The following is a 26,796-nucleotide window of genomic DNA, read 5'->3' on the forward strand; positions in this document are numbered from 1 at the left end:
AACAAATGTTAAAAAATTAAATTTTTGCCCGGATTCGACTCAAGGTGACCTGACTGATTCCCAGATAGGAAGCAATAAAACCCAATTTTATGTGATGAATAAGAGCGGGAGCCCTTTCCAATAACTCTTTGTAACTTTCGGCCGCAGTCTTAAACAGTTTTGACATCAATCTATATTCAATTTTTAACGTCTCCACTTCGGCCAACTTTCGTCCCCAGTTGGCAATCCCTAGTGATTCATGAAACAACTGTTGCAAGGCATTTGCCTTAACCCGATACAGCACTGCATCTTCCATGGTTTGGATATTTTCATAGCCTGCTTTACCATGTACATAACTATTTAGCGACATGAGCGCATCACCAGGAAAAGCAAAATCTAAAATCACCTCCTTTTCTTCTTTGTAATAGAAAATTCGACAGGATCCTTCTTTAATAAAATACAAATAGTGTGAATGTCGGTCTACTTCGATTACATTGGTGTTTTTTGGGACTACGACCTCCTCAAACAAAGGATATAACAAATCGATATCTTTTCCTTGCAGCGGAAAGAAATGTTGTATAATGGTTAATGCGTCCATTTCTCCAGACTTAGATTTTTACCGTCCCACACAGCATACGTATAGTGATGAAACCAATCCCCAAGATTTACTATACGGCTATTTTCACCAATAGGCAAGTCATACGGAAGATGGCGATGCCCAAAAACAAAGAAATCATAATGTTTCTTTTGCAGTATTTCTTTAGCGTATAATATGAGCCATTCCTTATCTTCACCTAAGAAGACCTCCTCTCCGCCACTCGCTCCGCGACTATGCCTAGACCAACGATTGGCAATACCAATTCCAATACTTGGATGCAAGCAGCCAAATAGCCACTGACAGATGTTACTTCTAAAGAATTTTTTCAGGAATTTATACTTCGCATCACCCGGACCTAATCCATCACCATGATGTATATAAAACTTTTTGCCGTCCAGTGTTAATTCCAGTTCATTATCGATTATCCTTGCACCAAGCTCTTCTTTCAGGTAGCCGAACATCCACATATCATGATTCCCTTTAAAGAAAGTAATCTCTACACCTAGATCCGATAATTCAGCTAGTTTTCCTAAAAAACGCACAAAGCCTTTGGGCACAGCCGTCTTATACTCAAACCAAAAATCAAAAATGTCTCCAACAAGAAACAATGCTTTTGCATCCACCTTAATCGTATCCAACCACGCTACGATCTGCTTCTCCCGTTCTTGAGAAACGGCAAGAGGTGACACCCCTAAATGAAAGTCTGATGCAAAATAGATTTTATCCCTCATAGCACAAAAGTATAAAGTATCAGGTACAAAGTATAAAGTATTTAGTACAAAGTATCAGGTATAAAGTATTTAGCACCATGATGAGACAAGATCTTGTGTCTTAATGCAGAAACACAAACCCGGAACGGCGCAACGCAGCTAAATTTTGTGTCTATCAAAACACAAAAAAGGCGCTTTTTTAAGCGCCTTTACCTATAATTTAATCTAGAAAATCTTTACGCGGTCTCTGCGTCGACTGTTGCGAACTCATCGAATAGTTCGCCAAAGCCTTCATAGTCGTCATCGCCTTTCGGTGAGAAACTACGAATACCCTTCTCGGCTATAAAAGCCTTCAAAGTAGGATCAATCGTTTCGTCAGCATACACAGCAATGTCTGTATATGTAAGCGCCCCTTTGTAAAGATCTACATACGAACCATCTCCATAAACAGCTGCTTCTTCAGGCGTCATATCCTCTTGTCCAGCCATTTCTGCATACTTTGGTGTCAACGTATCGAAGTCTTCATCTGCATACAAAGAGTACATCACTTTAGCATCTTTAAATGCAGGATCATCTTTATACGTCGTTTTCAAAAAGGCAGGAACCATTGCTGTAAACCATCCGTGGCAGTGGACCACATCGGGCGACCAACCTAGTTTCTTAACAGTTTCCAGTGCACCTTTACAGAAGAACAATGATCGCTCATTGTTGTCTGCAAAAAACTCACCCTTCTCGTCACGAAAAACTTTTTTCCGCTGAAAATACTCTTCATTGTCCAAAAAGTAAACCTGCATACGTGCTGCAGGCAATGAAGCTACTTTAATAATTAGCGGATTATCATTGTTATCCACCACGATGTTCATTCCCGACAACCTTATCACTTCGTGAAGACGATTTCTGCGCTCATTAATATTACCAAAACGTGGCATTAGGATCCGAATCTCAAATCCCTTTTCCTGCATCGCTTGTGGCAATTGGCGTGTTATTTCAGAAATTTTACTTATTTCAAGGAAAGGCGACATCTCATGGGTTACAAACAATATTTTCGTTTTTGCCATCTCCAATTGTTTTTTTTTGTTTTATAGAACAGTAAAATCGGTCTACAAAGGTACGTAAATTTTATCAATTCCACAATCCCTTAGTTTTCACCCTTTTATATTTCAAAAACATTTTCGCAATTTTGCGGTCTTATTTTTGACTACATACCCTGTCATGATGGAAATATTTGAAACAAAAAAACAACTGCAAACACATCTTGCGGACTTACGGCAAGCTGGTAAAAAGATAGCCCTCGTACCGACCATGGGCGCGCTCCATGAAGGACATTTATCGCTAATATCAGAAGCTCAAAAAGTTGCAGACATTGTTGTATGCAGTATTTTTGTGAACCCAACCCAATTCAACGACCCGAAGGATCTCGAAAAGTATCCGCGCCCCATTGAAAATGACATCAAATTGCTCACATCGGCTAAATGTGACATTCTCTTTATGCCTACCGTAGCCGAGATGTACCCCGCAGATGAGACACCATGGCACATTAACCTTGGCGCGCTGGATTCTATTTGGGAAGGAGAAAAACGCCCTGGGCACTTTCAAGGTGTTACACAAGTGGTTTATAAACTCTTTATGCTAACCCTTCCCGATGTCGCATGTTTCGGACAAAAAGACTTTCAACAGATCATGGTCATTCAAAAAATGATAGACATCAAGCAGTTACCTGTAACAATCCATATATGTCCTATTGTCCGAAGCCCAGAAGGCTTAGCACTAAGCTCCCGGAATATGCGATTATCGGAAGCGGACAAGATTAAAGCATTGGCACTATATCGTTCATTAAATACAATAAAGAAAGGTTTTCCACAAACAGCAATAGCACAATTAGAGGAGAATGCGGAGCAAGTATTAGCCGATGAAGGAGAAATAACCCTCGAATATCTGGCTATCTGTGAAAGCACAACCTTATCACCGGCCACAACAATAGAACCAGGCAAATCATATGTCGCTTTACTGGTGGCTTGGGTCGCAGGCGTCCGTCTTATTGATAATATGATTTTAAGTTAATTGTCATTTTAACGATCTATTGTTCTCATTTCTATTCAAAATAAGATAATTTTGCAGCATGATGATTGAGGTAATGAAATCAAAAATTCACCGTGTTCGTGTAACACAGGCTGAATTGAACTATGTTGGCAGTATCACCATCGATGAAGATATTATGGAGGCCGCCAATATTATTGCGAATGAAAAGGTACAAATTGTAAACAATAACAACGGTGCGCGATTGGAAACCTATGTGATTCCAGGTGAGCGTGGATCAGGTATCATTTGCCTAAATGGTGCTGCTGCGCGATTGGTGCAAGTCGGTGACATCGTTATTATCATATCCTATGCGACGATGACACCAGAGGAGGCAAAAAGCCACCAGCCAACATTGGTTTTTCCAGATGATAACAATAAGTTAATTCGATAATATCGAAGGCTTTTCATATTTTTACAGCGCTATCCTTAACCGATAGCGCTTTTTGTTTGCATAAATTATCCACTACATACCGCTCTCTTGTCGCTTATCTATTAAGCACCTGGATGATGGTTATCATCATCAGTGGCGTCGTGTTTATGCACAAGGAGGTTACTTCGACGGGAGAAATCATTACACACATTCACCCGTACAATTTCACAAAAAAGAAAAGCCAACAAGAGCACCATAAATCCGACGATGAGATACAATACCTCAATGTCGTATTTCAAGGCGCTTACATCAACACGGATATTGTTGTTTTTGAATTCGCTTTATCTCCACTTGAATTTTATGTTGGTTACCCACAACTAACTCCGCATCTTCGGTCAACCGAGTTACTGGATGCGTATTACCTCCGGGGTCCACCCTTGGTATAGTTCAAATCGTTAGAAAATTTAAAATAGTAGGGGCTTAGGAAGCAGCTCGAGATGCGAGTTTTGCATTATGGGCACGAGCTACAAGCCTGCCTGTGGTAAGCAGGCACGCGCCAGCTAAATTTTGTATCTACAAGTCTATACAGTAAACAGATCGCGTGCTCAGCATAGCTGTTGCACTATGGAAAGGACACGAGCCGAAGGCTCGTGCCAGCTAGTACGTATATTTCGGCATCGCATAAAACGTACAGACTTGATAGCTTTACGACTTTACAGTTTGATAACGTAACCGCAACATCTAACGACTTTACAGTTTAACAACTTAACAGTTTAACACAAAACAATTTCACTTTACATAATGACAAAAACATACTTTTGGTTATTAATAACCCTTTTATATATATTCCCGATCACTTTATTTTCTCAAGTTACCCTTAAAGGAAAAGTAACAGATGCAAATCAAGCGCCGATTGCGCAGGCTACAATCTTGGTTGATGGCACCAAACTGGGAACCTCCACTGACAACGAAGGTTTCTTCACGTTATCCAATGTCCCGACAGATAAATCCACATTAACGACACGGGCTGTTGGTTACCAAAGCAGTAAGCGAACACTAAACCCAAAGGAAAAATCGGCAACTATTACGATTGTACTAAACGAAGATAACCTCAGTTTAAATGAAGTCGTTGTCAGTGCGACGCGGTATGGCTTGGAACGTCGAGAAGCTCCGGTGGTTGTAAATGTACTAGGACCGAAACTATTCAATGCGACCCAATCTGTCGCCATGTCCGAAACATTGAACTACCAACCTGGTGTCCGTGTAGAGAACAACTGTCAAAACTGTGGTTTTTCACAAGTACGACTAAACGGGATGCAAGGTGCTTATTCTCAAATCCTGATCAATAGCCGATCCGTTTTCAGCGCCCTGAATAGTGTGTACGGTCTTGATCAAATTCCAACCAGTATGATTGACCGCATCGAAGTCGTACGTAGTGGCGGCTCTGCCTTATTTGGTGCAAACGCAATTGCGGGTACCATCAATATCATCACGAAAGATCCGGTAGAAAATGACTGGCAAATTAAATCGACAAATTCACTGATCGATGGCAAATCATGGGACAATACCATTGATTTCAACACCTCATATGTGGATACAGATCTTCGGAACGGTGTTACTTTCTATGGTATGCATCGCAACCGTGAGGCCTGGGATGCAAACGACGATGGCTTTTCCGAAATCACTAAACTTCGAAATACTACATTTGGCACCAAGGCGTTCTTCAAACCTTCGGAGTACAACAAAATTACTTTGGACATGAGTGTGCTTAATGAATTTCGTAGAGGGGGAGATCGTCTTAACCTGGCGCCACACTTTACGGATGTAACCGAGCAGTTGCAGACCAACTCCTTGATTGGAGGTCTTACATATGACCAATATTCTAAAGATTGGAAACAAAAACTATCGCTCTACGTATCCGCACAAAAAACAAAAAGAGACAGTTACTATGGTGGGCTTGCTGGTTCAACCAGTCATCAAGATAGCGTTACCGCTGCAAACTCATATGGTGTAACCGATGACTTTGCGATGGTAGCCGGTGCACAATATACGTACAACTTTGATAAGGATGTGTTCACAGCGGGCGTCGAGTTCAATAGCAACCGAACAGAAGATAATATCCCCGCCTACAATCGCATGATCGATCAGAAAACTAATGCGTTAGGGGCTTATGCACAATATGAATGGAAAATCGTTGATCAACTCAAGGCACTGATTGGCGCACGCTATGATTATACACACGTGGATGGAACCTACCAGCTATTGGACAAAAACCGTATATCGGATCAAAACTTTGGAACCTTTAGCCCTCGCTTAACGATCTTATATGATATTGATTCATACCTTCAATTTAGAGGCGGATATGCGCGTGGTTTCAGAGCGCCACAGGCCTTCAATGAAGATATGCATGTTACGTCTATTGGCGGTCAGCAGGCCTTCGTGCTGATGGGTGAAAACCTGAAAACAGAATACTCTAATGCCTATACTGGTTCATTTAATTACACCCGTAATTTTGGTCGCACACAAGCGAGTCTTTTGATCGAGGGTTTTTATACCGATTTGAAGAACCCATTTACCAACGTAATGACATCGGAAGAAGACGATATTATTATGCAAGAAATGCGTAATGGCGCAGGTTCGAAAGTTTATGGTAGTAATATTGAGCTTAGCGTTGCTCCTTCCAGTAAATTCAGTGTACAGGCTGGAGGAACGATCCAACGTTCGAAATTCAATGAAGAACAAATCATTTTCGAAGGCGAGACAGCGGCAGACAATGTTGTTACGAAGCGCTATATGCGTACACCAAATATGTATGGATACTTAAATACCAATATTAAAGCGACAAAACAATTTGCTATCGATGTTACCGGTGTATATACAGGCAAAATGTTAGTCCCGCATGTACAGGAAAGCGGACAGATGCTCGTTAAAGAAGCACGGGACTTTGCCGAGTTAAACCTTCGTTTAGGCTATACCGTCGCCATCAAAAAAGAATTTAGTATGGAGTTTTTTGGGGGTGTACAGAATATGTTCAATGCCTTCCAGAAAGACTTTGATCGCGGTGCTTTACGGGACTCGAATTATATTTATGGACCAACAAAGCCGCGAACATTTACACTTGGCGTCAAAATTGGACATTTTCACTAGAGGATAGTTTCTAGAAGGTAGTTTGTAGTTAATAGAAAGTATTGATTATAGGGGTTGGGCTTGTCCCCGCCTGCGTGGTTGGTAGAAAGTAGTTGGTTGTTAGTAGAGAGTAGTTCGTAGAGAAATAAAGACCTGTTAAAAGTTATACAGATGAAAAAGAAAGCAATCATATTCTTATTTTTCTTGTTGACCTTGTCGATGAGCCGCCTTCGTGCGCAACAGAAAGCAGCGGCTGTGAACTGGATTACCTTTGAGCAATTGTCGGACTCCTTAGCGATACACCCGAAAAAGGTTCTTCTCTTCTTCCACACCGATTGGTGTGCTTACTGCCGTAAGATGCAGCGGGAAGTATTCACGGACCCTAAAATAGTCACCCAATTAAATACACATTACTATGCCGTCCGCTTCGATGCGGAGAGCACAGATACCGTTTCTTTTGATGGGGCGCTGTACACCAACAGTGCTCCACAAAAGAAAACTGGAAGCTACCATAAACTAGCTGAACTTCTGGCAGCACGCCAGGGTACGTTCAGTTTCCCGACCACTATAATACTTAATGCACATTTTCAGGTACAAACACGCTCTTTTGAATACCTGGATCGAAAGAAACTCGCTCGAGTAATCGAGTTTTAAATCGTATTTTTTTATGTTTGCTGTAGCGTAGTCCTAATACCGCACGTTCTACCTAATGTTAAAGACTAAAAAATATTATGAAAAATCTATTTAAACCATTATTTGCCTTAGCTTTTGCTGCTGTTGCGTTGACTTCATGTAATAAAAGTGACAACACAGACTACGAAGCGGAGTACTTAAAAGAAGAGAAACGACTAGACTCTATCTTTACCGCAGATAATGCTAAAATTCAACGTTACATTGCAGAGACATCTTCTGACCCAGGAACATACCAAGAGGATAGTGTGAAAGTTAGATTTCATTACCTAGATAAGACAATTAAAAGAGGTATTTATTTCAAAGTTCTCTCTCAACCTACGGACGATACTTACGAATACAAAGCAACGAGCACGCAGTCTCTGACAGCTCCAAAACTTAAACTAAAATATACAGCAACTTTACTTGACGGCACTGTGGTACAGTCTGATACAGAAGGTTCAACATACTCCTTTAATGAGTCTCAGCCTAAAATTTTCAACCAGGCATGGTACTTTTCTTTCTTCCCATATGCTGTAAAATTCAACGGTCAAGATGTAAAAATATCTGGTCTAGGTGGTTTAACAAAAAATGGCTTGAAAAAAGGAAGTAAAATCCGGGTTATCACACCATCATACTGGGCCTTTGGAGGAAACACTAACGACAAGATCCCAGCAAATTCTCCATTAGTGTATGAGTTTGAAGTATTAACTATCGAGTAACAATAAACTTTTAGAATTAATATAGCGGAGGCCAGCGCTTAGCAAAGCAAGCTGGCTTTCCTTTTTTCCATTACAATAGACAAACATGAAAAAACTTTTTACTAAGCTATTTATCCTAGCGGCTTCTGCTGCGGCGTTAACATCTTGTAACAGCAAAAATGATTATGACAACAGCGACTACGAAAAAGAAATCGCACGCATAGATTCAACAAACAAAGCGCAAGCACCAAAGTTAAAAGACTATGCAGCAGCTAATTTTGAAAACCCAAAACTAGATACAGCATCAGGCATTTGGTTTGATGTCATAAGTGAGCCAGCAGACGACACGTACTCCTACGTAAGCGGTTCAGGTTCATTAACAAGCCCTGCGGTAAAAGCGAAATATGTAGGTAAATTAATGAATGGTACAACATTTGACTCTTCAACTGACGGTTCTGACTTTACTATTACTGCAGGTCAAGGCGGACTTATCGCAGCTTGGAAATTTGCCTTCTATCCGAAATCAATTAAATACAACGGTCAGACCTATCCTGTTGGCGGTATCACTGCGAATGGTTTGAAAAAAGGATCTAAGATTCAGTTCATAGCGCCTTCAACATTGTGCTATGACAACAGATCAAATGATAAGATTCCAGCAAACTCTCCGTTATTCTTCGAAATCGAGGTAATGACCATCCAGTAATTGCATCTTCTACAGAATTTTTAACCTTATAAAAGCGGCATATCTGATTGGATATGCCGCTTTTGTATTTCATAATTCTTCCACAATTCACTCCGCGGACAGCTTCTTTTCACGCCAAACTATTATTTAATATCTTTGCGATGCAAAAAGATGGATATAGCGAAATACATAGCTTGCAGTGACGAGCAGTTGTTTCTCCTTATTAAAGAGGGAGATCATACCGCCTATCGTATTCTTTATGAACGTTTTTTCCCTATCTTATATGCGCATGCCACAAAGAAAGTTCCAGACAACGAGTTGGCCAAAGATATCCTACAGGATGTTTTTGTCAAACTATGGACCGCCGCGCCAACATTGGATGTAAAAGGAAAAATCAGTAACTATCTATACGGAGCCACACGTAATACCATCATCAACTACTACGTATCCTCTACGAAAGTACAAGATCATATGGCTGTTTTCACCCTGTACCAAAATCAAGTAGACAACTCCGTTATCGATAATCTCCAACTCAAAGAACTACAAGCTTTGATCGAAAAGGAAGTCGGTGCTTTGCCAGAGAAAATGCGCGACATCTTTAATCTAAGCAGAAAACAACAACTCTCACACAAAGAAATTGCCGACCTGCTCAATCTTTCCGAGCTAACGGTTAAGAAGCAAGTCGCGAACGCACTTAAAATTCTCAAGAAAAAAATCAACTATCATTTATTGTTGACTATACTTTTTTAATTTTTATCTACTCCCTTCCTCATTTTGGATTGTCATGTTATTAAAATGACCTAATTACATCATGAAAGAAATGCCAAATAAAGTCTTATTACAGAAATACCTAGCAGGTAAAGCCTCTCCTCTTGAACGGGAAGCTGTTGCACGTTGGTATACAGAACTGCAATACGACAGTACGGTGACTTCCTACGAAGAGGTGCAAGAAACCGTTTGGCAAAATATCCTCATCCAAACAAAATCTAAAAAGAAAGTTCGCACCTTATATATGAAATATGCTGCGGCTATCGTTTTAGCCTTGGTTTCATTGGCGGTAATATTCTTTCAACTACAAGAAACAACGACACCACCAATATCTGCACAACAAGTTCGTCCGGGCAGTAATAAAGCCGTCCTTTACCTCGACCAAGACTCCGTGGTCTTGAGCGATCTCGACAGTGGCGAAGTTAAAATCCTTAAATATGCACAAGTAACAAAGCTTGGCGATGGCACGATAGCTTATCAGACACTTGCTAATGTTGCACCAGGAACCTGGACCAAACTCTCCACTCCAACGGGAGGTCAGTTTAAAATCTTATTGTCTGATGGGTCTACAGTGATGCTAAATGCAGCATCGACCTTAGAATTTCCGAATGTATTTGCATCAGATATACGCACAGTAAAACTAGATGGAGAAGCGTTCTTCGAGGTAAGCCATAACCCGGAAAAACCATTTATCGTAGAAAGTAAAAACCAAAAAACAAAAGTATTGGGCACCAAGTTTAACATCAGTTCCTATGCTGATAGTAAAACTACCACCTCGCTCGTCGAAGGTAAAATTGAAGTATCTACCGCAAATCAACGCATTGTCCTTCGTCCGGGAGAACAAACCATCAACGATGGGAACCAGTTGACTCATCTTAAAGCTTTGTCAAAGGCTGATACAGATTGGAAAGACGGTCACCTATCGTTTGACAGTAAGCCCCTCGGCGAAATTATGCAGTCGGTCGCCAAATGGTATGATATCACCGTGTTCTTTGAAGAACCTGAACTGATGGCGAAAACATTCACCGGCAGTGTACCGCGCAACAAACCGTTGGATGAAATCCTGCAAGCCTTAACCCTCACGGGGGAAGTCCATTTCCATCTCAAAGACAGAAAACTTACAGTAACAGCGAATTAACTAATAATCTAAATATGAATAAAATCTACAACCGATTGATGAGACCGATTGTGATGCGGTCTGCTGTCGCCCTATTGGTACTGCAAAGTACCACAGCGGTTACTGCACAAAAGATCACCATGAACACCCGGCAAGAAAACCTAAAGTCTGTACTAAAACAACTAGAAGGAAAAAGTAAGTACAAATTCCTCTATGCCGATGAGGCGATGACAAAGAGTGTGCCTGTCACGATAAATATGGAAAACAGTGATTTTAAAGCTGTTGTTACAGAAATCTTTCGCCAACAGCCATTTTCTGTTGAATTTACGGCGGATGCAGTAATTATCAATTCGCGCACTGCCACACAAGAGGTGACAACCATCCAGGGAAAGATCTCCGCCGCGGACGAAAAAAACGGGCTATCAGGCGTTACACTACGTTTAACCGGAAAGAACTACGACTTTGTCACTGTAACGGACGCCGCTGGTTATTACACCTTTCACAACATTATCCCCGGTAAATATCAGATCACGGCAAGTTATCTTGGCTACCGCCCGCATACTCAATCCGTGACGGTTGGGCGCGAGGAAGTAACCACCAATATTCAGCTGACAGTCGCAGAAAAAGAACTGGACCAAGTTGTTGTCGTGGGCTATGGCTCCACACAGCAACGTGACCTAACCAGCTCCGTAAGTAAAATATCGGGGGATAAACTACAAGATTTTTCGAATAATGCCACCACCTTTGAAAGTATCCTTGGTGGAGCAGCCAAAGGCGTGATGGTCACCCAAAACTCAGGTGAGCCCGGTAGTACGGCGAAACTAAATATCCGCGGAATTACCTCCCCTGTTTCGGGTAGCTCCAACGAACCTCTATACGTTATTGATGGGGTTCCCTTCTTTATCGAATATCCGGATATCAACCCTTTATCGAATATCCCGGTATCGGAGATTGAAAGTATTGATATCCTAAAAGACGCCGCCGCAACCGCAATCTATGGTTCACGTGGTGCGAATGGTGTCGTTATCGTAAATACAAAAAGAGGAAAAAGGAACGCCAAATTCAGTGTTAATGCAGACTATACGCACTCGCTGAGCAATCCGATCAAGAACTACAAACCTTTATCTACCGCGGAGTTCAAACAAGCACAAACAACCTTGATTACGAATACCATCGATGCGATAAACAAAGGACAGATCGATCCATACGAAGCCATGTACGTACAGATACCTGCTTTGGAATCTTTTGCCACGATTTCTCCTGATAGTTTCGACGATTTCGACACACCGTTGACCTATAAGTATGAAGGCCTACGTGAAGATGCTTTTGGAAATACATTTACTGATTGGAACAAGGTTATTCAAAACAAAAATGCACGTACGTCCCAGTTTAATGTCAGCCTAACTGGCGGAAATGAAAACCATAACATGTCATTCAACTTCAACACAATTGATCAGGATGGTTTGTTTATTAATGACAATCTTAAACGATACAGCGGACGTGTAAGCTTTGACAGCAACATCAGTCGATACCTAAAATTAGGTTCATCATTAGGTTATAGCGTAACAAAGCGCAACGATGGAGAATCGATGTTTACAGAAGGGAATACCAAGACATGGTTAGTGCGTCCCGATATTTTGCCGTATACAGAAAGTGGTGATTTTAACCGCATCGACGGTACAGGATCGTGGGGATATCCTGTGATGCTAGCGAATCCATTGGCACAACGTCAAAACAAAAACAACAGTAACCTCGGGCAGTTCTTAGGTAGTGCATACGCCGAAATCGAAGTCATTAAAAATCTGAAGTTACGTTCTGATCTCAGCATTGCATCATACCAAAGCGAGGGAAGCCTCTTCTCTCCAAAAGTAGCACAAGATGATCTTAGTATACTCGGTTCGACATTGTATTCGTCCCTATATACAAGCAACAGTAAAAACACCAATACCAGTCTAAATTTTAGAGGGGATTACACATGGGCGACAGGTAATCATCATTTCAAGGCGATGGCAGGTTTCGGTTATGACCGATACTTCCTAACCAGTGGAAGCGTAACATACGACGACTTCCCAGATGATGAGGTCTTAACGAACGAACAATCAGCCGCCCGTGTTACTTTTTACAACAGTAGCAAATTAGATCGGGGATTAAACTCTATTTATAGTCGTTTGAACTACAAGTATGCAGATAGATACCTTGCAGAAGTAAATTTCAGAACAGATCAATCCTCTAAATTCGGACCAGGGAACCAACGCGCGTATTTCCCTTCCGTATCTTTGGGATGGCGTGTTTCGAATGAAAAATTCTTAGCCGATGTATCCGCAATCAGCGACTTAAAACTACGCGCAAGTTGGGGAAACACAGGGTCAACTAATATCAATGACTTCCTATATCGCCAGTTTTTCATCCGCGCATCCAATAACTTATGGGGCGGCCGACCAAGCGTTGTCTTAGAAAACACCCTTCCTAACAGAAACGTAAAATGGGAAAAAACAAGAGAGTATAACTTAGGCTTAGATTTCGGTTTCTTCGATAACCGGCTATTTGGTAGTTTCGACGTATACAATCGATACACCGAAGGAGCACTATCACCAGCGCCGGCGCCTTTGGAATCGGGGTTCAAGAATTTCTATTCCAACCTGATTGACCTCAGCAACCGTGGATTTGAATTGGAGTTAGGGTATGAGATTATCCGAAGCAAAGATTTCGGATGGACAACAAGCTTTAATCTCTCGCGCAACAAAAATAGAATTGAACACCTAAATGGTGCAAATATCAGCGCATACCAACTCGACTCTTTTATTGAAGGACAACCTGCTGGCACACTGAAAGGATACCGTGTAGAAAAAATCTTTAATGACCAAGCGGAAATAGATGACCTAAATGCGAAAGCACAGGATCTTGGTTTCGCGTACTACCAATCATTTTCAACAGGTCTAGGCGACTATAAATTTGCGGACCTAAACAATGACGGCCGTATCTCGACCGAAGACCGTACGATTATTGCTTCACCGCAGCCGAAATTCTTTGGCGGACTTTACTCGACGATGCGTTACAAAAGCTTTGGCTTATCGTTTGTTTTTCAATTCTCTAAAGGTGCACAAGCGATGTTAGACAACCTCTTGTTGGATAACTTCGGACGATTGGGAGAGAGTATCCACCGAGAGACTTTGGAAAACATGTGGACACCAGAAAACACCAATGCGAATTACGCCCGCATGGTATACTATGATCCGTCCAGTAACATGCGTTCATCAGATCGCTATGTGTACGAAACATCATTCCTGCGCTTGAAAAATGTTAACCTGAGCTACAACCTACCAAGCAACTTGGCGCAGCGTTGTCACTTACAATCGTTGGCCTTGCATGCGAGTATGTCTAATATTTTCACCATCACGAAATGGCCTGGTCTCGATCCGGAATTGATCGGTCCTTATATTACGACATCAACCAGTAATAATGACCCTTATCCATTATCAAAGACATTTTCATTTGGTATAAGAGCAACCTTTTAACTGTATTTAAATTATGAACATCAAAAAAATAACACAGATATTCTGTTTTAGCGCGGTACTATCATCCTGCCAACTGGCGGGGAGTATCGACGATATAAAACCACACTATAAATTGGAAACCGACAACGTTATTCGGGATACGGAGTCGGCAGAAAATGCCTTGCGCGGAATTTACGAAAGCTGGCGTCAATGGGGCGTTTCCACGCCTCGTCCCCTTATGTCCATCCTTACCGGAGGCTTGATCCGAACAGGAGGGATTGCGGGCGAAGCAGGCTTTATCAACAATGATCTTCTTCCTACAAATATTGCACTTGCCGATATCTATCGGGATTATTACAGGATTATCAATACGGCAAACAACTTCATTGCTTTGATGGAGCAAGGAAAAGCTGCAAATATGCCCGAAAATAGAGTGAAAGAATGTATTGCAGAGGCAAAGATTCAACGCGCCTTAGCACACTTTTACTTACTCCGCTGCTTTGGATACTCCTTTGATGTAAACTCTAACTACGGGATCGTATTACGGAGCAAACCGTTTGAAGGTCTAGAGGTTGCGAAGCGAAATTCCGTTCAGGAGTCCTACCAATTCATTCTTGATGACCTCGCATACGGCATTCAGTTTGCCCCAGAAACAAACAAGCTGCATTACTATGTTTCTGTGCAAACCGCAAAAGCACTGAAAGCGAAAGTTCTACTATATATGAACAATTTCAGTGAAGCCGAAAAAATAGCGAAGGAAGTGCTAGAAAGCAGTAAACAGCAAGGTTACATTTTGGAGGCTAACTTTGGCGATATCTTCCTAAAAGGATACCGCTCTTCGGAGATTCTATTTTCAACCTATAACTTCGGATCCACAGAAAATGCACAAGTAAGTATCGAAAGAACGACTTTCAGTGAGTACAGCAGAAACGTAGCCGATTTACTTGTCGACAACAATGCAAATGGCAACACTTCAACGGGAGCTGGCCTCGACGGTCGTTTTGGCTACATGTATTCAGCTGCCACCAGAGGCCCGTTAATGAATGGTAAATATCCGTATGGTGCCAATGCCGTTGCACAACGTAACGTGCATATTCTTCTACGCCTTGGAGAGGTTTATCTCATCCACGCCGAGGCGGCAGCACGAAACAAAAATTATGGTGCTGCAAGAGAGAGTCTACAAACTATAGCTTCCCGTGCTGGATACAAATCCGACTATGCCTCTCTTATTTCTAATGAACGTTTAGTCAACGTAATTTTTGAACACAAGTGGTTGGAACTATTATCAGAAAACAGTGAAGATTGGTTTGACTATGTACGTTATTACAAGCTAAAAGATATCGCTATCAACAGTATCAAAAATACCATTACACAGGATAGACAATTAATCTTACCTATTCCAACGACAGCATTAGCTGGAAACAACCTATTAGAACAAAACCCTTAAAATCATGATAAAAAAGATTGTCCTGAGTTCTTTCTTGCTGGCACTAGCAAGTATCGGCGCAACTTACGCGCAACAAACCTTTACGATAAAAGGTAAAGTACATGGAAATACCGCAAACGGCACCCGCGTATACCTTACGAAACCCAATGAAACCGGGGAAACAAGAATTGACTCTACTGTTATTAAAAATAACACATTTACCTTTAAAGGAAAATTAGACAAACCGGCTATGTACCGAGTATTCCTTACAAAAGGGAAAGGTGCAGAAGCGAAGAAGCCAGAAAATTGGCTTGCATCCGGCTTCTATGTAGACGCGGGCACGATTACCTATGATGGTCATATCGATAGTCTACCATCTTACTACTACAGACCAAAACAACCCAATGTAAAACCAACAATTAAAGGATCAAAAGCACAAGATCTGGCGGATCAGCTTGCTGCCTCCATCAGCAAACAACGTCGTGAGATCAATCGTTTAGATGAGGAATACTTAACGAAATATCATTTGCCTTCACTAGACAATATCTTCAATACAGCAGAAGGTATTGCGCTACTACAAAAGATGCATCCCTTAGAGCAGGAAGTAGATTCCATAAAAATGCTGTTCATCAAAAACAACCCACAGAGTGTCGTGGCTTTTGATACCGCGCGTAATTTCTTTTATGCTATGGACCTCGCCCTCACACCAACTGAAATCGATGAAATGATCGGTTTTTTAGCGGCAGACTGGAAAGGCACCCCCGAATTTGCATCCCTTAAAGCGGCAGCGGATCAAGCCAAAAGAACAGCCATTGGCGCACAATACTTAGATGGAAAGATCTTGGACAAAAGTGGTAAGGAAGTAACACTTTCCAGCATATTCCCGAAAGATAAAAAATATATCTTATTGGAATTCTGGGCTTCATGGTGTGGTCCTTGCCGAGGCGAAATTCCACATTTGAAGCATAGCTACCAGGTATGGAAAGACAAAGGTTTTGATATTGTTAGTATCTCTTTAGACCAAAAAGATGCCGATTGGCGGAAGGCAATGGATGCAGAGGATATGAAATGGAATCAATACAACGCTAACGGTGGTTTTGATTCACCTATTATCCAAGACTACAACATCAAGGGGATTCCATATGCTTTGTTGGTTGACAGTAGTGGCAAGATCGTTCGTAGCGGTATGCGAGGTGCATCGCTTGATTTAGCTCTCGAAGAGCTTTTGAAGTAAAAATAATAAAAACGGCTTTCCATATGGAAGGCCGTTTTTATTATTTCCCTTTATACTTTGATTGCTCCAAAATCTCTTGTGCATTACTATTAGCAAGCAGGGCTTTCAAAGTGACCTCCGGATTTCGCTCCATATACTTACGGACCAACATCCATCCCAGGTAAGTTCCCAACTTCGGCGCTGATTCATTATTTTCTCCTAACTCCGCCGTAAAAGGACCTTCTGTAAAATATTTCTGAATCCGTAAATGATCGGTATTATACAACAGGTCCTCTTGTAGAAACCAAGACCATACTTCTCCTTCATAACCTTTCGCCCATTCGAGTTGTTTTGCCGTATAACCAATCTTGAGGCTATCCGCCGTTTCCGGGAGTATAGAATCCATCGCCAGCAAAATCTTGCCCTGATAGACCATATGCTGTAAGCTACTCGTATTATTTTCATCCGGCGGATACAAGTCCTGTCTCAAAATACTTTCCACGACACGCGGCGTAATATTCTCCGGTGTAAATCGACGCGACAAGTATAATGGAATATCTCGTACTAAGGATGGATAAAATTTGGAGTCACTCCCTAAAAACATATCCAACCCAATCCCTACATACCCCTCTCCAATAGGCACCTGCACAGAAAAACCGGAGAAAAACGAGTAAAACCGTGGCACGTTATACGCTGGGAAATAATACTTCATATAGCGCATCGCTAGACTCAACTCCTTCTCTTGCGTTTGTAGGGAGGGATATTTTTCGGCAACAGCAGCGGCAAGATTCTTAAAATCCTCCTGCTGTAAAATTCGCTTCATCATATAGTCGATATACAGGGTGTCCCGCGCATCGCCGACTTCTAACATATGGAGCATAAAATCTTGATAAAAGGGGGCATACTTCGTCTGCCACAATTTATTTTGTTTTGGTACCGATAAAGTATCCAGTTGCGCCAGCTCTTGATCAAAACGTTCAATCTTAACATCAGCCTTGATATGCGAAATATCCGGTGTCTTCTTGTTGGATTGACATGACAACAAACAAACAAAAAAGAAGAGGCCAAACGGGAAGAACAAACGAAATGATGGCATAATGCTGTATTAATATGTAAGCGCTAGTAAACTTTACAAGTTTACTGCAAAGATCGCTAGGAGACAAATTTTTTACTGAATAGCGTGTGCTGCCTGTCTTAGTCTCAACCTCGTTAAAGCCGGTTGCATCAACCACTAAATAGAATATAATTGCTATTTTTACAGCTACAAACAATCACATAATGAGAAAAAACGTTCTATTTACCTTGTTCCTCTCTATAGCGCTACTTACTGGATACCATAGTAAAGCACAATATTACCATCAAGAAAAAAACCTTTCATTAGGATTACAATTTAACCCCAATATTGGATGGTTGTCTTATGGAGATGATGATCAATATCGTTCAGAATCAAAAGTAGGTTTCTCGTACGGTCTACTGGCCGACATCGGTTTTAACAGAAACTACTATTTTTCGACTGGTTTATTTATCAATAGCCTACAAAGTCGTGTCGAGAACCAAACGAACCTGACTAGTGGTATTACCCAGAAAGTATACCGCTTGCAATATGCTGAAGTTCCCTTGGCAATCAAGCTAAAAACAAATGAAGGTCGCTCAGGGCGTTTTTATGGTCAATTTGGCTTCACCGCTGGTGTAAAGGTATCAGGCAAAGAAAAACTAGAGAATAATCCCGAAGGGACTCGTTTTCGACCTATTTCTGGCGATGATATATTCCGCTTAGGTTTACTTGTCGGTGCAGGCGGAGAATGGCGGTTGACCAATAGCTTATCCGCTGTGACGGGACTTTCCTACAATAATGGTTTTACACGGACAATGAAAGAAGGCAGCCCTAAGCTATCTTATGTTTCCTTTAATCTTGGCTTGCTGTTCTAATTCGGCATAACATGTGATTCCGTCACCGCACGCGAAACTTTTTTGCCTAAAAAATGTTAATTTAGATACCATGAAAATTGCACTCGCCCAATTAAACTATCATATCGGAAACTTCCCGGACAACACAGCGAAGATCATTACAGCCATTAGGAACGCTAAGAACGAAAAGGCGGATTTGATTGTCTTTGCAGAACTAGCAGTAGGTGGATATCCGGCGAAAGATTTATTACGTAACCATCGCTTTTTAGCGGAATGCAACCAGAGTTTGGCCGAGATTGCCTCCCACTGTACAGATATTGCGTGCATTCTTGGTGCCCCCGTAAAGAATGAAGATCTCGAAGGGAAGCCGCTTTACAATGGAGCGGTGTATCTTGAAAAAGGCGCTATAAAAGAGGTTGTACACAAAAGCTTTCTTCCAGATTACGATGTATTTGATGAATACCGGTACTTTGAGCCCAATAAGCACTTTAACTGTATCGAGATCAATGGGCAAAAAGTAGCCCTTACGGTATGTGAAGATTTATGGGATGACGATACAGCGAACTCTTATGTGGGAGACCTCATGTCCGAATTAAGGAAGGAAGATCCAACCTTAATCATCAATATTGCCGCTTCACCCTTTTCGTACACGCACTTTCAGAACCGATTGAATGTACTTAAGCGCAATGTGATCAAGGCTGCTTGCCCGTTGGTATATGTAAATCAAGTCGGTGCACACACGGACATTATTTTTGATGGACGCTCTTTGGCTTTAGATAGAAACGGTGATATTATTAGCGAGTTACATAGTTTTGAGGAAGACTTTAGAATAATTGATTTCGGTACTGAATTAAAAACGGTCGCACCTAGAGAAACTTCGGAAATCGAGATGATCCACGGTGCTTTAATCCTTGGCTTACGCGATTATTTTCGTAAATCAGGCTTCAAAAAAGCTATTTTAGGCCTCTCTGGAGGACTTGATTCTGCAGTAGTCGCAGCTTTAGCGTGTGAGGCTTTGGGGGCAGAAAATGTTTTAGCGATTCTATTACCCTCGAAATACTCGAGTGACCATTCGATCAAGGATGCATTAGATCTGGTCAAGAATACAGGGTGTGAACACCAAATTATCCCTATTGAAGATGTAGCTCTTTCTTTTGAAAAAGTACTTAAAAACTCATTTAAGGGAACAACACCAGACACGACGGAAGAGAATATCCAAGCGCGTGTTCGCGGAACCATCTTGATGGCTCTATCTAATAAATTTGGTCATATCTTGCTCAACACCTCCAATAAAAGTGAGGCCGCTGTGGGCTATGGCACATTGTACGGTGATATGGCGGGTTCTTTAAGCGTTATAGGTGATGTGTATAAAACACAGGCTTTCGCTCTGGCGCGTTACATCAATAGAGAGCGAGAAATTATACCCATCAACACCATTGTAAAGCCACCGTCCGCAGAGCTACGTCCAGATCAAAAAGATTCTGATTCCCTGCCTCCGTACGAGATTCTGGATAGCGTATTGTTTCAGTTGATCGAGTTGGAGAAAGCGGGGTCTGAAATTGTAAATTCTGGTTTTGAAGAAAGCTTAGTGCACCGTGTCTCGAAACTGTTAAATAACGCGGAATTTAAGCGTTTTCAAGCACCTCCAATTTTACGGGTGAGTCCAAAAGCGTTTGGTAGCGGTCGTGTGATGCCTTTGGTTGCAAAATTTTCTTTTTAGTCGTTAAACTATTAACACGACTTAGAGTCAAATGGTTAGTAAAATGAAAAAGAAGTAAACAATATATACAGATGAAAAAGTTAGTCTATATTTTCGCTTTAGGGCTCCTGACGGTATTCGCCTCCTGTTCGTCAGTACAATATAACACGACGCGTGTACAGAGCCAAGATTTTAGCCAATATAAAACATATGGCTGGTTGACTCCGGTCGACTCTCTTTCAAAAAATTATTACAGCAATGATATTGCAAAAGGGAATATCATAGCCGCAGCGAATAAGGAGCTGGAGGCAATGGGTATGCAATACGTGAAAGAAAACCCTGATATCTTGTTCCGCTATATAACTATCGTGAACAATAAAAGTCGCTTAGTATACAACAATGCTTATTGGGGCATGGGTTGGGGCGGTCCATGGGGTTGGTATAGACCTTGGGGATGGTACGGTTACGGTGGATACAGCTACCCAGTGGGCAGTGAAAAATACCGTTATGCACATTTAATTATCGAAGCAATTGATCGTCGTACAAATTCTGTCGTATGGCAAGCAAGAGGTTCTTCGGAAATAAATACGCCAGAGAAATCGATTAACAAACTCCCTGAAGTGGTCAATGGCATATTTAAACATTATCCGCTGAAGGCTAAGAAATAGGTATTATCGGAGAGACACAAAAGATTGTGTCTCTTTTTTTTATTCATAAAATTTAATAAATAGTGGGATTTTCTTTCTATTAAGATCAAAAAAAGGAAATTGACAATCAAGAAGAAACTAATACCTTGTTGAATAAATGCAAAAGCAGTTAACCACTCACTTTGTATGCTCAATAGACAATTCCTTTTAACCTAAACAGATTTAACTGAGCAATACCTCACTCTGCAATACGAGTGCCTTCAGTTGTTTAATTGTAATGATCTCTGTTAAAACCAAAATTACCAAAAGCAGTTAGAAATATAAATCGTAGATACAACGATAGTTTAAGGTAATTTAAGTTCTGGGATTCTATTTAAAGAGAATTTGTGCAACGTACATATGACCACACCTTCATACTTTACGTATATTGTTTGGTGCAAACCATGGCTATTTGCCAAATTACAAATCAATATTTAATATAAAAAGAAGACCCCGTCAATATATGCGGGGTCTTCATATAAGAAACTATTCAAGTTCCTTTTTAAGTCCAAGAACTAGATCTATTAGTAATCTTTATTCTGCACTAAATTTGGATTTTGCTGAACTTCAGCAAATGGGAATGGAAAAACAACATATGACGACCCCCATGGTTGTAATAAAACAGTACCATGTGCAGGAATATCACGTTTCGTTCTCAAATATTCAAAAAGAGCATGACCTTCAAAAGCAAGTTCAATTCTCTTCTCTAGCAAAATCGCATCGATCAACTGTTGCTTTGTTGTAGCAGTAATATTAGTTGATGCATCAGAACGATGTCTAATATTATTTACCAATGTAAGTGCTTCAGCATTTACGGCAGTTCCTGCTTCTAGGTTTGCTAAAGCTTCTGCTTTATTAAGTACAACTTCAGCATAACGAATAACCGGAACCCAATCAGCAATAGTCGTATATTTACCATTCCAATACGTTGTCACCGCTGGCGCCCCATTATTTCCTGGCGTTACAACAGTAGTAATTAAATCCGTACGACGTTTATCAGTTGCTGTCATTAAATTAACAAAACCTGAAGACACCTGAATATCAGCACGATTCTTTGGAGAATAGTGTTGCGCTAATGCATGGTTCGTATTAGGATTGTCACCACCATTATGAGCTACAGAAAAAATACTTTCTTTTGTAGTCGATGTTTCAAAAGTTGATTTCGGAGCTGCATTTAAAGAATACAAGTTCAATCCTTCCAGTTCATTAGCATACTTCAAAGCTTCTTGGTAATTACCTTGATATAAATAGATTCTAGATAATAAAGCATATACACCGCCTTTTGTAGCACGACCAACAGAAGCAAAATTACGTGTTGCACTAGCTAAAGGCAAATTAGGAAGAGCTTCATTCAAGTCTAGAATAATTTGATCATAGACCTGCTTAACTGTATTTCTTGGGACCCTGTGCGATGGGTCAAACGGTAAATCTGTGGCTGTTAAAACTAACGGCACACCTAAGTGCGAAGCGTCGGCAGTAAATTGATACGGTTGAGCCCAGAAATTTACCAAATAGAAATAAGTAAGTGCACGAATGAATTTCGCTTCTGCAATATATTTCGCTTCATTTTCAGGAGTAGCAACACCTGTATATACGCCAATATTACGGATAAACAAATTAGCTTCATTAATTGTCCGGTATGCACCAACAAAAGCATCTCTTACTGTAATATCAGTCGAAAGCAAGGTATTGAAGCTGGACATATTACCGAAAAATGTCGGCACTCCACAATCGATACCTCGAATATCAGCGTATATCAAAGCACGTCCACCAAGAAAATCTCTATTCTGCAGTGCATCATACATACCCGTTGCAGTTTTATCAATTCTGTCAGGAGTCGAGAAAGCGATTTGAGGAGACAACTGTGCATACGGATCTTCAAAAATTTGTTTCTCACAGGAAGAAAAAATGCTTCCTGTAGAAATCAATGATCCGAGTATAAGTAATTTAATATTTTTCATGATTAAAATTCGTTTAGAGAGAAACATTTAGACCAAAAGTGAACGTTCTTGGTTGAGGAACAGATCTACTATCAACTCCAATAGCAATATTAGAATTGTTACGGTTTGAGTTTACCTCAGGATCTGGTCCCGAGTAACCTGTAATTACGAATGGATTATACACCTGAGCATACAAACGTAATTTGTTTAAACCCGTACGGCTCAATGCTGCACTCTGGAACGTGTAGCCTAAGCTAATCGTTCTAAATCTTAAGAAGTCACCTTTCTCCAAGAATCTTGTTGAAGCCTGATTAGCTGTATTGTCAGTTAAAAATAAACGAGGAACATCAGTATTTTGTCCTGGTGTTGTCCAGCGGTCTAGGATCTCTGCATCGTTATTTAAAAATCCATTTGTCAACATAGAGGATTTTGTTGTATTATAGATATAGAAGCCCCCTGTGTAAACCATAGAAATACCTAAATCAAAGTTTTTATAAGCGAAGTTATTGTCTAAGCCTCCATAATATTTAGGCAAACCACTCTTATTCGTATAAACTGCATCAGAGCCTGTAACAGCACTAGTAAATGTACCATCGTCTAATGTCCAACGACGAGCTGCAGTTGTTGCGTCAGGGTTATATGTCTTTCTAACACCATCAGCCGTTAGCCACATTGGATTACCAGTTTCAGAATCAACCCCAGCCCATCTTAACAATTTAAATGTTCCTAAAGTTCTACCTACACTAGCTACAGAGTTTCCAGAAGTAATGTCTACATTTTGTGTAACTAATTCTGTAACACGGTTTCTTATTGCCGTGAAGTTCACAGATGTTGTCCAAGTGAAGCCATCTTTTTTCATCGTTTCAATATTAGCCGAGAATTCTATTCCTTTATTATTCATCGAACCAATATTGGTATCCACAGAACCTGGCGTACTTGCAGTTCTAGATGGTGCACCAACTGTAAATAGAGGTTGTGCGGCCAATACTAGACCAGAAATGTTATTATAGAAATAATCAATTACAAAGTTGAAACGATTGTCGAAGATATTAAAGTCAACTCCAACATTGTATTTGTTCGAAGTTTCCCATTTCAAATCAGGGTTACCAATTTGATAAGCAGAGAAACCATTTTGACTCGCATATGAACCTCCTCCATAAAGTGCTCTCCATGCATAAGATCCAATACCTCTCGAGTTACCAACTTTACCGTAACTAGCTCTAACTTTCAAATAAGAAATCCAGTCAGTTTCCTTTAGAAAATCTTCTTCAGAAGCTACCCATCCTAATGATACAGAAGGAAAATATCCCCACTTCGAATTTTTACCAAAAGCAGAATATGCATCTGTTCTAAAGGCAGCATCTAACATATACTTATTATTGTATACATAACCCAACCTAGAAAAATACGATTGTAATCCATTAGAAAACACATTACCACCACTTAATAACATTGTATTATCTGTACCCGGAATGGTTCCTGTATAACCTCCATCAATGATGTCCGTAAAATACTCGTCACTAATGTTACTTGCTCCTGCATAAACCTGCTTTTCTTTCGTAAACTGATACTCTGTACCCACAGTAGCAGACACACGGTGAACACTAGCGAAAGTTTTATCGTAATTCGCAAAGTTCTGCCATACCCACTGATTTCTATTTCTAAAGTTATCTTGAATTAATCCATTATACGCAAAACCCAGACCACCAATCATAGGATGGCTGTATTGATGTTCGTAGTTATTTAGATAATCAATACCAAATTTACTTGTAATTCTCAAGCCGCTAACAGGCTGTACCTCAATGTATCCATTTGCTAAAAGCTGCTCTGGTGTATTTTGATTCTTCTGTAAATTTAAAGTAGCAATCGGGTTTGCGATGTTACCAGATAGATTTGTAGAAGCTAACGTAGTAATATTGTTACCATATCCTAAATAACCAGTTGAACCTAAATTATATCCATTCTTACCATTAATTGCTAATGTTGGAAAGGCATTTAGCGCTGCAACAGTTGCGCCTGCGATGTAACGATCTGTTAAAACCCCATCATTAGCAGTTTTACTGTACGATAGTGAAATCCCTGATTTAAACCATTTTGTTGGCTTAATATCACCATTAATACGTACCTGACCTGTTTTAAGTTGATTCTGAACAAGAATACCCTTTTGATCTAAATAGCGAGCTGAAGCGAAGAAGTTCCCTTTTTCACTACCTGAAGAAATCGACAATGAGTTATCATACCCAATACCTGTTCTATAAACCTCATCTAACCAATTGGTTCTATCATTTACACCGTCTCCATCTACATCGCTTTCTTTCGCAATTTCAGTTACGCCACCAAAACGAACAGCTGCATTTTTAGCCTTTTCGTTATTAATCGTGATAAACTGATCTCCATCCAATAAAGAAATTAATTTTGAAGCTTTGCTAGAAGTTAATTTTGAGTCAAATGTAACATTAGACACTCCATTTTTTCCTCTTTTCGTATTAATTATGATAACACCGTTAGCAGCGCGAGATCCATATAATACAGCAGCACTAGCATCCTTCAATACTTCGATAGACTCGATATCATTGCTATTGATCATTGAAAGAGGGTTAAAACGTGTTCCATCACCGCTATTAAATGTGTTTACGTTTTCAACATTATTCATTGGAACCCCATCAATAACGTACAAAGGTAATGAACTGGAAGAAATAGAGTTTACACCGCGAATACGTACCGAAACACCGTCTCCTAACGTACCTCCTGTACTACCAATCTGTACACCCGCAAGTTTACCAGACAAAGCCTGCTCAAAACTTAAAGATGGTTCGGCAGCAAGTTTAGCACCTTTCACACTTCCTTGTGAACCTGTCAAATCTTTAATTTGGCGAATCCCGTAACCTGTAACTACAACCTCTTCTAAAGCTGTTTCATCAGAAACTAAGCTCACGTTAATTATTGATTGAGAATTAACGTTAACACGTTGCGCTACGTAACCTATGTAGGTAAATGCCAGAGTAGCATTATTAGGAACATTAATAGAATAGTTCCCTGAACCATCGGTCTGAGCAGCGGTTGAACTTCCCACAAGAGCAACCGAAACCCCACTTAGAGGCGATCCATCACTTGCAGACGTTACTTTACCACTCACCTGACGGTTCTGCGCATATGCAGCCCCTACAAGAAGCGTACACAGCAGAAAAATACTGAGTAATTTTTGTTTCATATGTTTGTTGTTTAGTTAATTGTATTCTTTTTCAAAGCAGTAGAAAAACTTAAACTTCAATGCTTTACTCAAAATCAAAAGATTCCTCATGGCACTAAAGAATTACGTATTCCCGAAAAAAAAGAACTAGTTAGCCGCTTAATTCAAATCTAGTCTTGTTAGTTTATAGTAGTTGTGTAACAAACTTCGTTTATGTTAAAATTTGTTAAAACTAATGCAAATATATAATAAAAAACCAATGTGCAAACTTTTTAACCGTTTTTTCTATTTTCATTTCATTAAGATTTTGTTAAATCATAGTTCAAAGGCATATTTTTTCAAGCTCTTTTTTACGATTGTATCAAACAGCGAATATTGGCCAAGGATTCTAGAGGTTTATTTCGCCGAATAATTTGCACAAAAGTTAATTGGGTTGTAGCA

The 26,796-nt window shown here is 40.4% G+C and carries 21 protein-coding genes; 15 read left to right on the forward strand and 6 right to left on the reverse strand.

Going from position 1 to position 26,796, the window contains the following annotated elements; all coding sequences use genetic code 11:
* Positions 1–16 precede the first annotated feature (16 nt).
* The 3 genes from B9Y69_RS11835 to B9Y69_RS11845 form a co-directional block, all read right to left on the reverse strand.
* Positions 17–577: a Crp/Fnr family transcriptional regulator gene (locus B9Y69_RS11835; protein WP_085473177.1), complete on the reverse strand. Its 561-nt coding sequence runs from the start codon at positions 575–577 to the stop codon at positions 17–19.
* Complete coding sequence (locus B9Y69_RS11840; protein ID WP_085473178.1) at positions 565–1,308, reverse strand: UDP-2,3-diacylglucosamine diphosphatase; 744 nt, start codon at positions 1,306–1,308, stop codon at positions 565–567. Before B9Y69_RS11840 ends, B9Y69_RS11835 begins: the two co-directional genes overlap by 13 nt.
* Positions 1,309–1,523: 215 nt before the next feature.
* A complete protein-coding gene (locus B9Y69_RS11845) occupies positions 1,524–2,345 on the reverse strand; it encodes a glycogen/starch synthase (protein ID WP_085473179.1) in 822 nt (273 codons plus the stop codon).
* 154 nt (positions 2,346–2,499) lie between these two features.
* Between B9Y69_RS11845 and panC the strand changes: the two genes are divergently transcribed.
* The 12 genes from panC to B9Y69_RS11905 all read left to right on the forward strand — a co-directional run bounded on the left by panC (position 2,500) and on the right by B9Y69_RS11905 (position 16,953).
* Positions 2,500–3,348 carry a pantoate--beta-alanine ligase gene (gene panC / locus B9Y69_RS11850; protein WP_317042142.1) on the forward strand — a complete coding sequence of 283 codons (849 nt, stop codon included), beginning with the start codon at positions 2,500–2,502 and terminating at the stop codon, positions 3,346–3,348.
* 58 nt (positions 3,349–3,406) lie between these two features.
* Entirely contained in the window at positions 3,407–3,757 is a 351-nt protein-coding gene (gene panD, locus B9Y69_RS11855; protein ID WP_085473181.1) for an aspartate 1-decarboxylase, read from the forward strand.
* A 56-nt stretch (positions 3,758–3,813) separates the two neighbouring features.
* Complete coding sequence (locus tag B9Y69_RS19335; RefSeq protein WP_234991219.1) at positions 3,814–4,182, forward strand: hypothetical protein; 369 nt, start codon at positions 3,814–3,816, stop codon at positions 4,180–4,182.
* A 355-nt stretch (positions 4,183–4,537) separates the two neighbouring features.
* Positions 4,538–6,883, forward strand: coding sequence for a TonB-dependent receptor (locus B9Y69_RS11865; RefSeq protein ID WP_085473182.1), 2,346 nt, complete (start codon positions 4,538–4,540; stop codon positions 6,881–6,883).
* Positions 6,884–7,033: 150 nt separating this feature from the next.
* Entirely contained in the window at positions 7,034–7,516 is a 483-nt protein-coding gene (locus B9Y69_RS11870; protein WP_085473183.1) for a thioredoxin family protein, read from the forward strand.
* A 77-nt stretch (positions 7,517–7,593) separates the two neighbouring features.
* Complete coding sequence (locus tag B9Y69_RS11875) at positions 7,594–8,253, forward strand: FKBP-type peptidyl-prolyl cis-trans isomerase (protein WP_085473184.1); 660 nt, start codon at positions 7,594–7,596, stop codon at positions 8,251–8,253.
* An 85-nt stretch (positions 8,254–8,338) separates the two neighbouring features.
* A complete protein-coding gene (locus B9Y69_RS11880) occupies positions 8,339–8,935 on the forward strand; it encodes an FKBP-type peptidyl-prolyl cis-trans isomerase (protein ID WP_085473185.1) in 597 nt (198 codons plus the stop codon).
* Positions 8,936–9,085: 150 nt separating this feature from the next.
* Entirely contained in the window at positions 9,086–9,664 is a 579-nt protein-coding gene (locus B9Y69_RS11885; RefSeq protein ID WP_085473186.1) for an RNA polymerase sigma factor, read from the forward strand.
* Between the two features lie 61 nt (positions 9,665–9,725).
* Positions 9,726–10,820 carry a FecR family protein gene (locus B9Y69_RS11890; protein WP_085473187.1) on the forward strand — a complete coding sequence of 365 codons (1,095 nt, stop codon included), beginning with the start codon at positions 9,726–9,728 and terminating at the stop codon, positions 10,818–10,820.
* A gap of 14 nt (positions 10,821–10,834) precedes the next feature.
* Positions 10,835–14,314 carry a SusC/RagA family TonB-linked outer membrane protein gene (locus B9Y69_RS11895; RefSeq protein WP_085473188.1) on the forward strand — a complete coding sequence of 1,160 codons (3,480 nt, stop codon included), beginning with the start codon at positions 10,835–10,837 and terminating at the stop codon, positions 14,312–14,314.
* A gap of 13 nt (positions 14,315–14,327) precedes the next feature.
* On the forward strand, positions 14,328–15,740 hold the full coding sequence (locus B9Y69_RS11900; RefSeq protein WP_085473189.1) for a RagB/SusD family nutrient uptake outer membrane protein: 1,413 nt from the start codon (positions 14,328–14,330) through the stop codon (positions 15,738–15,740).
* Positions 15,741–15,744: 4 nt separating this feature from the next.
* Positions 15,745–16,953, forward strand: coding sequence for a TlpA disulfide reductase family protein (locus B9Y69_RS11905; RefSeq protein ID WP_085473190.1), 1,209 nt, complete (start codon positions 15,745–15,747; stop codon positions 16,951–16,953).
* Positions 16,954–16,993: 40 nt separating this feature from the next.
* On the opposite strand, the gene gldB is transcribed toward B9Y69_RS11905, so the two are convergent.
* Entirely contained in the window at positions 16,994–18,028 is a 1,035-nt protein-coding gene (gene gldB, locus B9Y69_RS11910) for a gliding motility lipoprotein GldB (protein ID WP_085473191.1), read from the reverse strand.
* Positions 18,029–18,210: 182 nt separating this feature from the next.
* Here gldB and B9Y69_RS11915 point away from each other — a divergent pair, with 182 nt between their 5' ends.
* The 3 genes from B9Y69_RS11915 (at position 18,211) to B9Y69_RS11925 (ending at position 21,207) form a co-directional block, all read left to right on the forward strand.
* Positions 18,211–18,861 (forward strand): porin family protein, encoded by a 651-nt coding sequence (locus B9Y69_RS11915; protein WP_085473192.1) that lies wholly within the window; start codon positions 18,211–18,213, stop codon positions 18,859–18,861.
* 70 nt (positions 18,862–18,931) lie between these two features.
* The gene (locus tag B9Y69_RS11920) at positions 18,932–20,560 is read left to right on the forward strand and encodes an NAD+ synthase (RefSeq protein ID WP_085473193.1); all 1,629 of its coding nucleotides are present in this window, start codon (positions 18,932–18,934) and stop codon (positions 20,558–20,560) included.
* A gap of 71 nt (positions 20,561–20,631) precedes the next feature.
* Complete coding sequence (locus B9Y69_RS11925; RefSeq protein WP_085473194.1) at positions 20,632–21,207, forward strand: DUF4136 domain-containing protein; 576 nt, start codon at positions 20,632–20,634, stop codon at positions 21,205–21,207.
* Between the two features lie 542 nt (positions 21,208–21,749).
* On the opposite strand, the gene B9Y69_RS11930 is transcribed toward B9Y69_RS11925, so the two are convergent.
* Both B9Y69_RS11930 and B9Y69_RS11935 read right to left on the reverse strand, forming a co-directional pair.
* On the reverse strand, positions 21,750–23,186 hold the full coding sequence (locus B9Y69_RS11930; protein WP_159451841.1) for a RagB/SusD family nutrient uptake outer membrane protein: 1,437 nt from the start codon (positions 23,184–23,186) through the stop codon (positions 21,750–21,752).
* 13 nt (positions 23,187–23,199) lie between these two features.
* Complete coding sequence (locus B9Y69_RS11935; protein WP_085473196.1) at positions 23,200–26,376, reverse strand: SusC/RagA family TonB-linked outer membrane protein; 3,177 nt, start codon at positions 26,374–26,376, stop codon at positions 23,200–23,202.
* Between the last annotated feature and the right edge of the window lie 420 nt (positions 26,377–26,796).

This window comes from Sphingobacterium psychroaquaticum, from assembly GCF_900177625.1.
Lineage (GTDB): Bacteria > Bacteroidota > Bacteroidia > Sphingobacteriales > Sphingobacteriaceae > Sphingobacterium > Sphingobacterium psychroaquaticum.